Raw genomic sequence first — 15413 nt, 5'->3', positions numbered from 1 at the left:
ACTTCCAGCCATTTTGCAAAGCTTGCGAAGCCGGGAGATTACTGAACCGTTACAGAAGCTACCCGCCGGTAACTAAAATTCGCAGGTCAAGGGGGATTTACCCGTACGCTTGTCCGGTTAAAGCGAGAAGAGTCCGGCGACGGCTTTCGTCTCGTCGCCAACCGCATATGTGAGAGTTGTAACAGTGCGGTCGGTCAGACCCGGGCCGAACTTATCGGTGGAGCCGGCCGGGTGAACGTGCGAAATGATCTCGAGCTTGTCGCCCAGCGCGACCGGCGCCTCGTGCTCGATGGTGACGCGCAGCGGCGCCTGCAGCAACTCGCTGTGGCAGGCCAGGTAGTCCTCGATCACGCTCCAGTACACGGAGTTGTTCATGTGGTCGAACAGGTCGATGTCGGTGACCCGGACCGGGAACTCGTGTATCTCGGTTGCATCGTCGCGGCTACCCGGCTTGAGGTAGCCCTTCCAGCGAAGCCGCTCCACGGCGGTGGTCTTGTGCAGACTCGCCAGGAAGTCGTCGGCGATGCGCGCCGGCATCTCGGTTTCCTTATTAACGTGGATCCAGAACGCCTCCGACTCGATCAGCCCGCCTTTGCGACCATCGATGCGAACGCGCATCTCACACCACCGGTTGGAGGTTCCCGAACACCAACGCCGACACCGCAGCATGTCCTGGAATTCGATGGGGCGGATCAGGTCGACCATGGTGCGCCGAACGATCCAGAGTGGATGGGTTTCCTCGAAACCCATCTCCCGCAGCTGGTCTTGACCGATGTCCTGGATGTGCCGGCATGCCGCGTCCAACCGCAACCTTCCGGTGCGGTTGATATCGCCGACGCGCAGCGGCCACTCACGATCGAACACCGAGGGGTGACCGTCCGGCACCGGCATCATTTCTTTGTCCAGGCTCACGGCTTAACTCCCCGTTTCCTCCTAGCGTGAACCCCAGCTAATCCCTGGGAGTCTCGTTGCGAATCATGCCAACGACGCACCGGAAACACCAATCGACTACCTATCCCCGTCGGCGTGCCAACTCTGCTAACCAGGCCTTCACATGACCCGACCTGTCTCACTAGGCTCGCTTGCGTGTCCAAGACGTTCGTCGGCTCGCGGGTCCGCCAGCTCCGTAACGAGCGGGGCTTCAGCCAGGCCGCGCTCGCCCAGCTACTGGAAATCTCGCCGAGCTACCTCAACCAGATCGAGCACGACGTTCGCCCACTGACGGTGGCGGTGCTGCTGCGCATTACTGAGGTATTCGGAGTCGACGCCACCTTCTTCTCCTCGCAAGACGACACTCGGCTGGTCGCCGAGCTACGCGAGGTGACGATGGACCGGGATCTGGACATCAGCGTCGACCCGACCGAAGTCGCCGAAATGGTCAGCGCGCATCCCAGCCTGGCCCGCGCAATGGTCAACCTGCACCGCCGCTACCGAATCACCACCGCACAGCTGGCCGCCGCTACCGAGGAGCGCTACTCCGACGGCAGCGGTACCGGGTCGATCACCATGCCCCACGAAGAGGTGCGCGACTACTTCTACCAACGCCAGAACTATCTGCACGAGCTCGACGCCGCGGCCGAGGACCTGACAATCCAGATGCGGTTGCACCATGGCGATCTGCACAGCGAGCTGACGCGCCGCCTCACCGAGGTGCACGGCGTGCGAATCACCAGACGGATCGATCTGGGTGACACGGTGCTGCATCGCTTCGACCCCGCGACCAAGACGCTGGAAATCAGCAATCACCTCGCCTCGGGCCAGCAGGTGTTCAAGATGGCCGCCGAGCTCGCCTATCTCGAGTTCGGCGATCTGATCGATGCCATGGTGACCGACGGCAAGTTCACCAGTGATGAGTCACGCACGCTGGCGCGCCTCGGACTGGCCAACTACTTCGCCGCGGCCGCGGTACTGCCCTACCGCCAGTTTCATGACGTCGCCGAGAATTTCCGCTACGACGTCGAGCGGCTGTCGGCGTTCTACTCGGTGAGCTATGAAACCATCGCGCACCGGCTCTCGACGCTGCAGCGACCGTCGATGCGCGGCGTCGCGTTTTCGTTCATCCGGGTCGACCGTGCCGGCAACATGTCAAAACGGCAGTCCGCCACGGGTTTTCACTTCTCTTCCAGCGGCGGAACCTGCCCGCTGTGGAACGTCTATGAGACCTTCGCCAACCCGGGCAAGATCCTGGTGCAGATCGCGCAGATGCCCGATGGCCGTAACTACATGTGGGTGGCCCGGACCGTCGAGCGTCGTGCAGCCCGGTATGCTCAGCCGGGTAAAACGTTCGCGATCGGGTTGGGTTGCGAACTTCGCCACGCGCACCGGCTCGTCTACTCGGAAGGACTCGATTTGTCCGGCGATCCGAATATCGCGGCCACGCCGATCGGCGCCGGTTGCAGAGTCTGCGAACGCGACAACTGTCCCCAACGGGCATTCCCCGCCCTCGGGCGCGCACTCGATCTCGACGAGCATCGCAGCACCGTGTCCCCCTACCTGGTGAAGCAGCCATGACTGGGGACCAGGTGGCACGCATCCCGTCGGGCGGCATCCGCCAGCTCGGGCCCGTCAACTGGGCGCTGGCCAAGCTGGCCGCCCGTTCGGTCCGGGCGCCGGAAATGCACTTGTTCACCGCGCTGGGCTACCGGCAGTACCTGTTCTGGACCTGGGCGATCTACTCGGGGCGTCTGCTGCACGGACGGCTACCGAGGATCGATACCGAGTTGGTGATCCTGCGGGTAGCGCACCTGCGGTCCTGCGAGTACGAGCTGCAGCATCACCGCCGGATGGCGCGCGCCGCCGGGCTGGACGCCCAGGCGCAGGCCACGATCTTCGCGTGGCCTGACGCTCCACAGGGAGACGGCCCCCGAAGGGTCCTCAGCTCCCGGCAACAGGCGCTGCTCACTGCCACCGATGAACTGATCAAAAACCGATCGGTCACACCCGCCACCTGGGAGCAGCTCGAGATTCACCTCAACCGCCGCCGGTTGATCGAGTTCTGCCTGCTGGCAACCCAATACGATGCGTTGGCGGCGACAATCACCGCGCTTGGCGTACCGCTGGACAACCCCCGCTAGGCCGTCGCGCACAGCGGCAGCAGGCGCCACGAGATGGGACCTGCGTGCCCACGGGACTCGGTTAACGGTCTCATCTACGCCCTGGTAAATTTCAGCACCCCACGACAGTGCTGACGCTGCGGCGCGAGGGAGACCCGTTCTCGCACTACGCCGTTGCCTGTAGGCGTCGCTTGATCTTGCGTTGTTCGTGGAGATGTTCAGTGGCGGATCAAATTTCGGGAGGAATACTGTGACAGCATCCGTCTGGATGGCTTCGCCGCCGGAGGTACATTCAGCGTTGCTCAGCGCGGGACCGGGCCCCGGGCCCCTGCACGAGGCCGCGACGGCATGGACGGCACTTTGCGCCGAACACACCTCGGCGGCAGAAGAACTCACCACCTTGCTGGGCGGGGTACAAGCCGCAGCATGGCAGGGGACCAGCGCGCAGAGCTATGTCGACGCGCACGCGCCGTACTTGGCGTGGTTGACCACGACCAGCGCCGACTACGCGGCGACTCCGGCCGAGCACGAGGTGGCGGCCGGGGCCTACACCAGCGCGCTGGCTGCGATGCCGACACTGGCGGAGCTGGCCGCCAACCACACCACCCACACGGCGCAGGTCGCGACCAATTTCTTTGGGCTCAACACCATCCCCATCACGCTCAACGAAGTCGACTACGCGCGGATGTGGGTCCAAGCGGCCACCACCATGAGCGCCTAGCAAGTCGTCTCGGGCACGACGCTGGCCTCGATGCCCCACACCACACCAGCCCCGCCCATACTCAACACCCCGATCGGCACAGCCACCAACGTCGCGGCCCCCCTACTGGCACAACCGTTGGATATTATCGAAATCATTCTTGCGATATTGATCAACCTCATTGCGATAACATTCTTCTTGGTTTTCGCAATCATCGCGTACGCAATAATTTTTGCAATTTTACTCATCCCGATTCTTATTGCCCTCGCGTTTTCTGTGGTCGTCTTCGCGTTTTACATCGCTATCGCGATAATTATCGTGACGCCTCCGCTTTTGGCGGCCCTGTTGCCAGTTGCGCTCGTCACCTCGCTGATCGGAATACCGATTGCGCTTGCGACGACGTTGCCGATCGCCTTGCCGGTCGGCATCGGCCAGTACCTTGCTGACCAGACACGTTTGGAGACGGAGTCCGTCGACCAACGCCAAGAAACCGCAGGTAACGAGCTTGCGGAAGCGGAAGATAATTGGCAGCCAGGTGGCATGCCCGACGCCGGGCTGGCGTCAACTACAACGCCTGGCCCGACCATCGGCAAGGTTCCGGAAGTGGCTTCCGAGCAAAATGCAATGGGCTTTGCCGGTACCGCTGTCAACCGACCCGTTCAATCGCCCGCGGGGCTTACGATTCTGGGCAATGGCGAGTCCGGCCATGGTTCACGAATGCCGATGTTGCCGGCCGCCTAGGAACACGGCTTGACCGAAGCGACCAGCGGTAGGGCATTACCCACATAAATAATCTGGATTCCGACGCCCCGGACCGGTAGTTCAACCCCATCGCGGCGAGGATAGCTACCGGTCCAGTGGGTGCGGATCGGCCCGCCGGACTCCGGGCTGGTCTACCTGGACGGTGATCAGCGGCCGCTGGGGCGGCACGAAGGCCGCAGCGGCGCGGCGGTGGCATGGCTCAATACGCGCACACCCCAACCCGCCGCGCGGGTCCTGTCCACGTGGATCGCCAAATGGGCTCGACAACCCACTCTTGACCAGCACCAACAGCTGAAAGCCTCAGAAGTAGATGTCGGCCAGCACGGCCAGGGTCAGCACCACCGGCAGCACGGGCAGGCCGAACACGAACGCCGACCAGCCGTACCTGCTACGCCAGCGCATCAGCAAACCCACCAGCGCCGCACCAACCGCGAGCAGACCCGACAGCAGCAATATGACCAGGCTCCACTGACCTACCGTCGTGAGATCATCACCGATCGATATGGCCACCAGCCACAGCAGGTAGCCGGCGGTCACACCGCCGGCCCCGCCCAACACCGCTTCGGTGCGAATCATGCTCAGAAGTTGATCATGTGCCCGGCCAAGCCGTGGAAGCACTCCTGCAGCGCCTCGGACATCGTCGGGTGAGTGTGCACGTTGCGCGCCAACTCTGTTGCCGTGAGGTCCCACTTCTGCGCCAAGGTCAGCTCCGGCAACAGCTCCGACACGTCGTGTCCGACCAGGTGCCCGCCCAACAGCTCGCCGTGCTTGCCGTCGGCCACCAGTTTGACGAAGCCACTGGGGTCGCCCAGACCATGGGCTTTTCCGTTTGCCGTGAATGGGAACTTGGCAACCTTGACGTCGTAGCCCTCATCACGCGCCTGCTGTTCGGTGAGCCCGAAGCTGGCTACCTGCGGCTGGCAGAACGTGGCGCGCGGCAGCATGCGGTAGTCGCCCAGGGACAGGGTCTCAGCGCCGGCGATGGTCTCGGCCGCCACGACCCCCATGGCCTCAGCCACGTGCGCCAGCATCAGCTGCCCGGTGACATCACCGATCGCATAGATGTGCCCGACGCTGGTCTGCATGTACTCGCCGATACCGATGGCCTTGCGGTCGGTCAACGCGACGCCGGCCTTGTCCAGCCCGTAGCCCTCGACATTCGGGGCGAACCCAATGGCCTGCAATACCTTGTCGGCCTTGAGTTCCTCGGACTTGCCGTCCTTGCTGACGACCACCGTGACCGCAGAGCCATCGTCGGAGATGGACTCGACCTTGGTTCCGGTCCGGATCTTGACGCCCAGCTTCTTGAATTGTCTCTCGATCTCCTTGGACACCTCGGCGTCCTCGTTGGGCAGTGCGCGCGGCAGGAACTCCACGATGGTGACGTCAACGCCGTAGTTCTTCAGCACGTAACCGAACTCCATGCCAATGGCACCGGCTCCGGCGATGATGATCGACTTGGGCAATTCGCGGGTCAGGATCTGTTCTTCGTAGGTCACCACGTTGGTCGACAGCGAGGTGCCGGGCACCAGCCGGGTACTACTGCCGCTGGCGATGATGGCGTTGTCGAACGTCACCTTCTCGGTACCGCCGTCATTGAGATCCACCGAGAGCGTGTTGGCGTCGGTGAATTTCCCGTAGCCGTGGATCTCGGTGATCTTGTTCTTCTTCATCAGGAAGTGCACACCGGCTACGCGGCCCTCGGCCACTTTCCGGCTGCGGTCGAACGCCACACCATAATCGAAGGTGGCCTCGCCGCTGATGCCAAAAGCCTTGGCGTCCTTGGTGAAGATGTGCGCAAGTTCGGCGTTGCGCAGCAGCGCCTTGGACGGGATGCAGCCAACGTTGAGGCAGACTCCGCCCCAGTACTTCGGTTCGACGATTGCGGTGTTCAGGCCAAGTTGTGCGGCACGGATGGCCGCCACGTATCCGCCTGGACCGGCTCCGAGGACGACGACGTCATAGTGGGTCACGGCACCCACCCTAACGGCCGGGTACGGCGTTGGACCGACCTACCGGGTCAACACCGCGGCCCGGTCGGCCCGCCCGTACCGCAGCGGCATCGGGTGAGGCCGGGCGCGGGCCGGTGACACCGGCCCCATCACCCAATCAGCTGCCCGCCATTGCGCGCGTCCGGAGTGAAGTCAGATCCCGCGACGCGAATGATTTCTAATAATCGAAACTAATTCGAATTTGCACATTCACATGGTCGGATCTTGCGGAAACGTATATCGATGTAGACAATTCAACTTAAGCTCAACCACGCCATTACCCGCACCGAAAATTTTAGTCTCGCTAACATACACGTGTCGGCCCGCCTGCTGGTTTCCAGAATTCGGCAACCGCCGCCGATGAACTGCGCCTCGATCCAGAAATATTCCGCAACCCCCGCCCCAAGCCGAGCGACCCAAGGAATCACAATGCCAGTGTCAACATGGAAATCGCGAAACTACTACGAGCTCAGGGAGTTGCTGGAGCGCATCGACGACATTACCGACGAATACCCGTATTTTCAAAGCCTGTCACACGGCAACATCGCAAAATATGAGGGAAGCAACGGACCGGTCCTCAATTTTGCCTGCTATGACTATTTAGGACTGTGCGCGGATCCCCGCGTTAAAGAGGGCGCTACCGCGGCGGTGCAAAGATATGGCTGCTCCGCGGGCGCTTCCCGACTTGTCGCCGGCGAGTTCGACATTCACAGCGCCCTGGAAAATGCCCTGGCCGAATTGCTGGGACAGGAGAAAGCGCTCGCCTTAGTCAGCGGATACAACAGGAACGTCTCCACCCTCGGCTTCCTGCTCTCCGAGGAAGATGTGATCATCTGCGACCACTGGGTCCACAACAGCATCGCCGGCGGCGTGAAGCTGGCACGGGCCAGGTCGCTGCACTTCCCGCACAACGATGTCGGCGCCCTCGCATCCCTACTCGAGCAGCACAAGGACCATCCCGGACGAGTGGCGGTATGCATCGAGGGCCTTTACAGCATGGACGGCGACCTGCCACCGCTCGCCGAGATCGCGGAGCTGAAAGAGAAGTACGGGTTTCTGCTGTTCGTTGACGAGGCACACGCCATCGGCACGGTCGGAAAGACCGGCCGCGGCATCACCGAACACTTCGGGCTGCCACCCCAAGTAGTCGATATTCAGATGGGCACGCTGAGCAAGACTTTCGGCAGCTGCGGAGGATACATCGCCGGGACGGCCGACTTAATTATGTACCTTAAATACAATTGCCCTGGATTCGTGTTCAGCACCGGACTACCCGGCCCGCTCGCCGCGGCCGCACTGCGCGCGGTAGAGCTACTCAGAGATCGACCGGAACTAGTTTCGGAACTACAGATGAAAAGCGAGTCTTTTCGGTGCGCCTTAGGACAGGACACGCCCAACCAGACCACCCCCATTGTTCCCGTGATCGCCGATTTCAACCGCGTCTATGCATTTTATGACGAACTCATGCGCAATGGCATACGAGTATTTCCGATCACGTATCCCGCGGTATCCAAGGATGCGACCCGCCTTCGGTTCTTCATCAATGTGAACCATTCGGTGTCCGATTTGGTTGCGACCGCCGGGCTGGTCCGGGAAACGATAAACAGACCATGCCCGACAAGCCCCCGATATTCCGGAAGGCGCAGGCGCGGCGCTTCAGCAGCCCGTGGCCTAATAGGGAATGACGCCGACCAGGCAGCGACTCGCATGCTCGCAGAAGTAGGAGCCATACAGCGGCGCCGCGGCCGCGACCGAGGCAAACGGTGCCGACATCAACGCGAGCGACAACGCCGTGATCAGCGGCCTGCCCTGAACCATTGACAGCAGCAAGCTGGCCACCGCGCACAGCACCAGGTAGACCAGCACCACGAAGACTGGCAGCGTCTTGTCAATGGTGTGAAACCACCAGTAGAACAGGCTGAGCCCGACCTGGGCCGCGCCGAACCACACGCCTAGCACGACCAGCACGAACTTCCACCACTTCAGGTAGACGTACCGACTCGGCACGGTAACCGATGGCGCCGGGGTAGCGGTGCCATCGGCCTGCGAATCCCCATCCAGAGAGTGCCTATCCAGAGTTGTCAGCGGCGCCGACGCCTCGGACAGGTCCACCAGCTCGACCGACGACTTCTTCGGCTCCGTCACCACCGCGGCGGCCAAACCGGCAAACGGCTTGGAGTCCGTATCGAAATCCGGCACGAACGGCACCGAGCGTTCAACGGTATCGAACTCCGGCACGAACGGCTCGGTTCCCGGGTTCGAATCGAGATCGTCTTTAGCCATGAGAGGCCACCTGAATCGCAACGAGCACACCCAACCAACCCGGAGCCAACGCGAGGATGAACGCGCCCAACACCGTCACCCAGCGGCGCCCCGAGAACAAGATCACCAACATGCCAATCAGACTGGGAATCCCAACCACCAGCGCAATAACGAGGTCCGGCCGGACCCGGGTGTGAACCAGAATGCTGGATCCCACCCCGGCCAATTGCCCGACCGCGCCACCGACCAGCATGGCGCTTGTCAGCAGCCACGCACGTGGAAGGGGTATCACGCCTTACGACCTTACTGCGGCTAGGGCCGACTGGCCGGGCACGCTCCCGGCGCGTTGTCGGCCACCACCTCACCTGGCACCGCCGGACGCTCACCACGCTCATAGGCGGCACCGGTTATCACCGGCGTCTCTTCCAGCAGCGCCTGCTCCTCGTCGGTGAAGACTCGGCCGCGGCTGAGGAACCGCATACCCTCCGGCGCTTCCAGGCTGAACCCGCCACCACGGCCCGGCACCACATCGATGACCAGTTGAGTGTGCTTCCACGCCTGATATTGCGGACCGGAGATCCACACCGCGACGCCTTCTGCTCCGGTCTGCTTGCCGATATCAAGCGTCCCGAGCAATACGTCGCGATCACCGACGAGGAAGTCGCCGCTCGGGTAACACATCGGCGAGGACCCGTCGCAGCAGCCGCCCGACTGATGGAACATCACCGGACCGTGCCGGTCCTGCAATCGGGTGAGCAATTCAGCGGCGCCCGCGGTGATCACCACCCCCGACGGCCCCGACGGCTCCGGCATCAGAACAACCCCAAAGCCTTATCCGAGTAGGACACCAACAGGTTCTTGGTCTGCTGATAGTGGCCCAGCATCATCTGATGGCCTTCCCGGCCAATGCCGGACTGCTTGTAGCCACCGAACGCCGAGTGCGCCGGGTAGACGTGATAGCAGTTGACCCACACCCGGCCCGCCTGGATGTCCCGGCCGGCCCGGTAGGCCGTGTTGCCGTCGCGGCTCCACACCCCCGCACCCAAACCGTAGAGGGTGTCGTTGGCGATATCCATCGCGTCGTCGTAATCGGTGAACGGCGTGACCGCCACCACCGGACCGAATATCTCCTCCTGGAAGATCCGCATCTTGTTGGTGCCGCTGAAGATCGTCGGCTGCATGTAAAAGCCGCCGGACAGGTCACCGCCGAGTTCGGCGCGCTCGCCGCCGGTAATGACCTTGGCACCCTCTTCCTTGCCGATTTCGATGTAGGACAACACCTTTTCCAGCTGGTCGTTGGAGGCCTGTGACCCCAGCATCGTCTCGATGTTCAAGGGATCGCCCTGCCGAACCGCCTTGGTCCGGATCGCCGCCAGTTCCAGGAACTCGTCATAGATGTCGGCCTGGATCAGGCTGCGCGACGGACAGGTACACACCTCGCCCTGGTTGAGGGCGAACATCGTGAAACCCTCCAGCGCCTTGTCCTGGAAGTCGTCGGGCTTGGCCATCACATCAGAAAAGAAGATGTTGGGGCTCTTGCCGCCGAGTTCCAGAGTTACCGGGATCAGGTTTTGTGAGGCGTACTGCATGATCAGGCGCCCGGTGGTGGTCTCTCCGGTGAACGCGACCTTGGCAATTCGGTTGCTGGACGCCAGCGGCTTGCCCGCTTCGGCGCCGAAACCATTGACGACGTTGACCACCCCGGGCGGCAACAGGTCACCGATCAGCGACATCAGGTACAACACCGACGCGGGCGTCTGCTCCGCGGGCTTGAGCACCACCGCGTTACCGGCCGCCAGCGCCGGCGCCAGCTTCCAAGCACCCATCAGGATCGGGAAATTCCACGGAATGATCTGCCCCACCACCCCGAGCGGCTCGTGAAAGTGGTAGGCGACCGTGTCCTGATCGATCTGCGACAGCGAACCTTCCTGGGCCCGGATCGCCGCTGCGAAGTAGCGGAAGTGATCCGCCGCCAGCGGGATGTCAGCGGCTATTGCCTCTCGGACCGGTTTGCCGTTGTCCCAGACTTCGGCCACCGCCAGCGCGGCCCTGTTTTCATCGATCCGGTCGGCGATCTTGTTCAGGATCGCGGCTCGCTCGGCCGGGGCCATCTTGCCCCAGGCCGGGGCCGCCGCATGTGCGGCGTCGAGCGCCATCTCGACATCGGCCTCATCAGAGCGAGGTATCTCGCAAAATGGCTGGCCGGTCACCGGGGTCAGGTCTTCGAAGTAACGGCCCCGCGCCGGGGCGACCCACTCACCCCCGATGAAATTTCCGTACCGGGACTCAAACGACATCAGCGCCCCGGCCGAACCCGGACGTGCAATCACGGCCATCTGATCGGCTCCTCGTTAGTTCATGTAATACAGCTCACACTACCGCCGGGGCCACAATGGCTTCCATGGCTCCCAAGGCTCCTGAGGCTCCCCAAGCTCCCGACGCGGCAGACACCACCACCGATCCGTATCTGTGGCTCGAAGACGTCACCGGCGAAGAGGCACTGGATTGGGTTCGCGCACGCAACGAACCGACCAAGGCGCAGTTCTGGGGCGGTGAGTCCGAGGACGAATTCGAGCGGATGCGCACCGAGGCACTCGAGGTGCTCGACACCGACGCCCGGATCCCATACGTGCGTCGGCGCGGGGACTACCTCTACGACTTCTGGCGCGACGCGAACAACCCCCGCGGGCTGTGGCGGCGAACCACGCTGGAGAGCTACCGCACCGACGCACCGGAGTGGGACGTGCTCATCGACGTGGACGAACTAGGGCGCACGGACGACAAGAAATGGGTGTGGGCCGGCGCCGACGTGATCGAACCCGAGTTCACCCGCGCACTGATCAGCCTGTCCCCCGGTGGTTCGGATGCCGTCGTCGTGCGCGAATTCGACATGGTGACGCGCGAATTCGTCGCCGATGGATTCGAGCTGCCCGAGGCCAAGTCGCAAGTCGGCTGGGACGATCCGGACACCATCCTGGTGGGTACCGACTTCGGCCCCGACTCGATGACCGAATCCGGATACCCACGCATCGTGAAGCGGTGGCGGCGAGGCACACCACTGAGCGACTCGGAAATGATTTTCCAGGGTGCACGCACCGATGTCAGCGCGGGCGGTTCCACCGATCGCACACCCGGTTTTGAACGCACTTTCGTATCGCGGTCCCTGGACTTCTGGAACAGACAACGCTACGAATTGCGGGGGACAAAACTGATCCCCCTCGACATGCCGACCGATGCCAGCAGCATGTCGGTTCACCGCGAGTGGCTGCTGATCGAGCTACGCACCGACTGGTCCCCCAAAGCCGGCGCGGACGATGCCGCCAAGACCTACCACGCCGGCTCGCTGCTTGCCGCGAACTACGATGATTTCCTCGGCGGTACAAGGGATTTGCACGTCGTGTTCGAGCCCGACGAACACACCTGCCTGTACCACTACGCCTGGGTTCGGGACCGACTGTTGATGGTTTCACTCGCTGATGTGGCCAGCCAGGTCGAAATCGTCACGCCGGGAAGTTGGCGCCGCGAACCCATCGCCGGCATCCCCGCATCGACCAACACCGTGATCGTCGCCGCCGACGACACCGGCGACGAGTTCTTCCTGGACTCCAGCGGATTCGATGCACCGTCGCGGTTGCTGCGCGGCACCGCCGGATCCGCGACGACGCAGTTGGAGCAGATCAAGTCCGCACCCACATTCTTCGATTCTCAAAACATCGCGGTATCACAGCATTTCGCGACATCCGAAGACGGAACGTCGATCCCGTACTTCCTGGTTCGCCCCACCGGCTCCGATGGACCCGGCCCGACTTTGCTCTACGGCTACGGGGGCTTCGAGACATCCAATACCCCGGGCTACAGCGGCGTGATGGGCCGGCTATGGCTGGCCCGCGGCGGCACCTACGTCCTGGCCAATATCCGCGGCGGCGGTGAATACGGGCCCGGCTGGCACACCCAGGCGATGCGTGAGGGCCGGCACAAGGTCGCCGAAGACTTCGTGGCCGTAGCCGACGACCTCGTGCGGCGCGGCATCACCACGGTCGACCAGCTCGGCGCGCAGGGCGGCAGCAACGGCGGACTGCTGATGGGCATCATGGTGACCAAGTACCCGGACAAATTTGGCGCGCTGGTCTGCAACGTGCCGCTGCTGGACATGAAGCGCTACCACTTGCTGTTGGCGGGCGCCTCATGGGTCGCCGAATACGGCGACCCCGACAACCCCGACGACTGGGCGTTCATCTCCGAATACTCCCCCTACCAAAACATCTCAGCGGACCGGACCTATCCCCCGATCCTGATCACCACATCCACCCGAGACGACCGGGTGCATCCCGGCCACGCCCGCAAAATGACCGCCGCGCTGCAGGCCAGCGGGCACCGGGTCTGGTACTACGAGAACATCGAGGGCGGGCACGGGGGTGCGGCCGACAACGAGCAACTCGCGTTCAAATCGGCGCTGAGCTACTCGTTCCTGTGGCGAATGCTGGGCAGCCGGAAATAGTTTCCCACTTGGCCACTGCGCCGGCACGGCGCCAGTTGACACGGCATGTCGATGCTTGACACTGGCGCCCTGCAGCGGCTTCGCTTCGGCTATGCCAACTCCTGAGTTCCAGACGCTGCTGTACTCGACAGCGGGCCCGGTGGCGACCATCACGCTCAATCGCCCGGAGCACCTCAACACGATCGTTCCGCCCATGCCCGATGAGATCGAGGCAGCCGTGGGGCTGGCCGAACGGGACCAGGGCATCAAAGTCATCGTGTTACGCGGTGCCGGCCGCGCCTTCTCGGGGGGTTACGACTTTGGCGGGGGTTTCCAGCATTGGGGCGAAACCATGATGACCGACGGGCAATGGGATCCGGGCAAAGACTTCGCCATGGTCACCGCCCGCGAGACCGCCCCGACACAGAAATTCATGGCCATCTGGCGGGCGTCGAAACCGGTGATCGCGCAGATCCACGGCTGGTGTGTCGGCGGAGCCAGCGACTACGCGTTGTGCGCCGACATCGTCATTGCCAGCGATGACGCCGTGATCGGAACCCCGTACAGCCGAATGTGGGGCGCGTACCTGTCCGGGATGTGGCTCTACCGGTTGAGCTTTGCCAAGGCCAAATGGCATTCCTTGACCGGTCGGCCGCTGTCCGGCGTCCAGGCCGCGCAGATCGAGCTGATCAACGAGGCGGTGCCGTTCGAACGGCTCGAAGCCCGGGTCGCCGAGGTCGCCGCCGAGCTGGCGCAGATTCCGTTGTCCCAGCTACAGGCGCAGAAACTGATCGTCAATCAAGCCTACGAAAATATGGGGCTGGCATCCACCCAGACCCTGGGCGGCATTCTCGACGGCCTGATGCGCAATACGCCGGACGCGTTGGACTTCATCAAAACCGCCGAAAGCCAGGGAGTGCGGGCCGCGGTCGAGCGTCGAGATGGACCGTTCGGTGATTACAGCCAGGCCCCACCGGAGCTGCGGCCCAACCCCAATCACGTGATAGTCCCTGATCGCGACCGATAGTGAGATGGACTACGAATGTGACCTTGGCCCCTACGCCCCAGCACTGGAAGTGCTAACGTTGCAACTATGTCTCGGCTGAGTTCTAGCCTGCGAGCAGGCGCCATTTTCCTCGCTATCGGGATCGCTGCGGCGGTGTTTCCGAAGACCGCCGCAGCCGACTCAACAGACGACTTCCCGATACCTCGCCGGATAATCGCGACCAGCTGCGACGCCGAGCAGGTGCTCGCGGCCACCAGGGACACCAGCCCGGTGTACTACCAGCGGTACATGATCGACTACAACAACCACCCGGAGTTTCAGCAGGCAACCCAAGACAAGGCCCACTGGTTCTTCTCGCTGAGCCCCGCGGATCGCCGGGACTATTCCGAGCACTTCTACGACTCCATCGATCCGCTGTGGTGGGGCTGGCGCAACCACATGAAGATCTTCTTCAACAACAAGGGTGTTGTCGCCAAGTCGACCGAGGTCTGCAACCAATACCCCGCGGGCGACATGTCGGTGTGGAACTGGGCATAACCAACACCCTCCCGTCCGGGTCGGTTCGCCGGGGTTTTCGTCCGCTGTTTGGGGGATGGGTGATTCAGCCTTGCATTGGCCGTTCGGCGGACAGCTAGTGCGCTCACGCGGTGGCCATACTGGCATCCGTAGCCAAATTCGGACGGTATCTCTACCGAACCGAGCCCCCCGGGATGCAGATCATTGCCGACATGGCCGCGCGGTACTCCGGCCAGCCGATTGTTCCCTGACCTTGTCAAGTAGCGAATGCAGTCCGGAAAGTCGGAGGTATTCGCATGAATCAGGCAACTGGCAATGAGGTCCCCGGCGTTCTGGTCGCGCTCGACTGGCAGACGCTGACCTGCCGGTCCGACGCGGGTTGCACAAATCGCGCGACGCATGTCGTCCACACCCACGCATTGGACCACTGCAACCGGCCCAATCTTGATCCGTTCGGGAACGTCATCGACATCCTGTGCGGCGACTGCCTCGGGCGCGCCCGGGCCGCAGCGCTGGTGCGAGTGAACCGTCTGGGCCGCTCGTCGGGCGCATACTGCCTGACCTGCGGGGCCCCGCTGTCCGACCCCGGCGACATCATCCGCGACGTGCGCCGGTGCAGATTCAACGACCAGCCCGGAGTCTAGCC

At 63.0% G+C, this 15413-nt stretch carries 13 protein-coding genes and 2 pseudogenes; 8 read left to right on the top strand and 7 right to left on the bottom strand.

Annotation, left to right across the window (positions count from 1 at the left end):
• Window positions 1-117: 117 nt before the first annotated feature.
• The gene (locus G6N41_RS11400) at window positions 118-912 is read right to left on the bottom strand and encodes an acyl-[acyl-carrier-protein] thioesterase (RefSeq protein WP_015354445.1); all 795 of its coding nucleotides are present in this window, start codon (window positions 910-912) and stop codon (window positions 118-120) included.
• Window positions 913-1086: 174 nt separating this feature from the next.
• Between G6N41_RS11400 and ramB the strand changes: the two genes are divergently transcribed.
• The 3 genes and pseudogenes from ramB to G6N41_RS11385 all read left to right on the top strand — a co-directional run bounded on the left by ramB (window position 1087) and on the right by G6N41_RS11385 (window position 4494).
• Window positions 1087-2511 carry an acetate metabolism transcriptional regulator RamB gene (gene ramB / locus G6N41_RS11395; RefSeq protein ID WP_198967406.1) on the top strand — a complete coding sequence of 475 codons (1425 nt, stop codon included), beginning with the start codon at window positions 1087-1089 and terminating at the stop codon, window positions 2509-2511.
• Complete coding sequence (locus tag G6N41_RS11390; RefSeq protein WP_012392733.1) at window positions 2508-3074, top strand: carboxymuconolactone decarboxylase family protein; 567 nt, start codon at window positions 2508-2510, stop codon at window positions 3072-3074. Before ramB ends, G6N41_RS11390 begins: the two co-directional genes overlap by 4 nt.
• A gap of 229 nt (window positions 3075-3303) precedes the next feature.
• Window positions 3304-4494: pseudogene (locus G6N41_RS11385) on the top strand (PPE domain-containing protein).
• Between the two features lie 321 nt (window positions 4495-4815).
• On the opposite strand, the gene G6N41_RS11380 reads toward G6N41_RS11385, so the two are convergent.
• Complete coding sequence (locus G6N41_RS11380) at window positions 4816-5091, bottom strand: hypothetical protein (RefSeq protein WP_020731745.1); 276 nt, start codon at window positions 5089-5091, stop codon at window positions 4816-4818.
• Between the two features lie 2 nt (window positions 5092-5093).
• Window positions 5094-6488 carry a dihydrolipoyl dehydrogenase gene (lpdA, locus tag G6N41_RS11375; RefSeq protein WP_198967405.1) on the bottom strand — a complete coding sequence of 465 codons (1395 nt, stop codon included), beginning with the start codon at window positions 6486-6488 and terminating at the stop codon, window positions 5094-5096.
• A 378-nt stretch (window positions 6489-6866) separates the two neighbouring features.
• On the opposite strand from lpdA, the pseudogene G6N41_RS11370 reads away from it, so the two are divergent.
• Window positions 6867-8048 (top strand): annotated as a pseudogene (locus G6N41_RS11370) (aminotransferase class I/II-fold pyridoxal phosphate-dependent enzyme); the annotation flags it as partial.
• 129 nt (window positions 8049-8177) lie between these two features.
• On the opposite strand, the gene G6N41_RS11365 reads toward G6N41_RS11370, so the two are convergent.
• From G6N41_RS11365 to exaC, 4 genes are read right to left on the bottom strand one after another with little or no spacing between them, the layout of a single operon-like run.
• Entirely contained in the window at window positions 8178-8789 is a 612-nt protein-coding gene (locus tag G6N41_RS11365; protein WP_198967404.1) for a hypothetical protein, read from the bottom strand.
• The gene (locus tag G6N41_RS11360) at window positions 8782-9060 is read right to left on the bottom strand and encodes a putative holin (RefSeq protein WP_172607093.1); all 279 of its coding nucleotides are present in this window, start codon (window positions 9058-9060) and stop codon (window positions 8782-8784) included. Before G6N41_RS11360 ends, G6N41_RS11365 begins: the two co-directional genes overlap by 8 nt.
• Window positions 9061-9080: 20 nt before the next feature.
• Window positions 9081-9581 carry a DUF779 domain-containing protein gene (locus tag G6N41_RS11355; RefSeq protein ID WP_198967403.1) on the bottom strand — a complete coding sequence of 167 codons (501 nt, stop codon included), beginning with the start codon at window positions 9579-9581 and terminating at the stop codon, window positions 9081-9083.
• Window positions 9581-11104, bottom strand: coding sequence for an acetaldehyde dehydrogenase ExaC (gene exaC / locus G6N41_RS11350; RefSeq protein WP_198967402.1), 1524 nt, complete (start codon window positions 11102-11104; stop codon window positions 9581-9583). The genes G6N41_RS11355 and exaC overlap by 1 nt, the downstream gene beginning before the upstream one ends.
• Window positions 11105-11169: 65 nt before the next feature.
• On the opposite strand from exaC, the gene G6N41_RS11345 reads away from it, so the two are divergent.
• From G6N41_RS11345 to G6N41_RS11330, 4 genes are all read left to right on the top strand, one after another.
• Window positions 11170-13266 (top strand): prolyl oligopeptidase family serine peptidase, encoded by a 2097-nt coding sequence (locus G6N41_RS11345; protein ID WP_198967831.1) that lies wholly within the window; start codon window positions 11170-11172, stop codon window positions 13264-13266.
• A 91-nt stretch (window positions 13267-13357) separates the two neighbouring features.
• Window positions 13358-14272, top strand: coding sequence for a crotonase/enoyl-CoA hydratase family protein (locus G6N41_RS11340; RefSeq protein ID WP_020731738.1), 915 nt, complete (start codon window positions 13358-13360; stop codon window positions 14270-14272).
• 66 nt (window positions 14273-14338) lie between these two features.
• On the top strand, window positions 14339-14788 hold the full coding sequence (locus G6N41_RS11335) for a DUF5078 domain-containing protein (RefSeq protein ID WP_198967401.1): 450 nt from the start codon (window positions 14339-14341) through the stop codon (window positions 14786-14788).
• A gap of 275 nt (window positions 14789-15063) precedes the next feature.
• Entirely contained in the window at window positions 15064-15411 is a 348-nt protein-coding gene (locus G6N41_RS11330) for a hypothetical protein (RefSeq protein ID WP_198967400.1), read from the top strand.
• Window positions 15412-15413: the final 2 nt, after the last annotated feature.

This window comes from Mycobacterium shottsii (assembly GCF_010728525.1).
Taxonomy (GTDB): domain Bacteria; phylum Actinomycetota; class Actinomycetes; order Mycobacteriales; family Mycobacteriaceae; genus Mycobacterium; species Mycobacterium marinum.
Note: the sequence above shows the minus strand (reverse complement) of the source record. Positions and strands in the feature narration are given on the sequence as shown.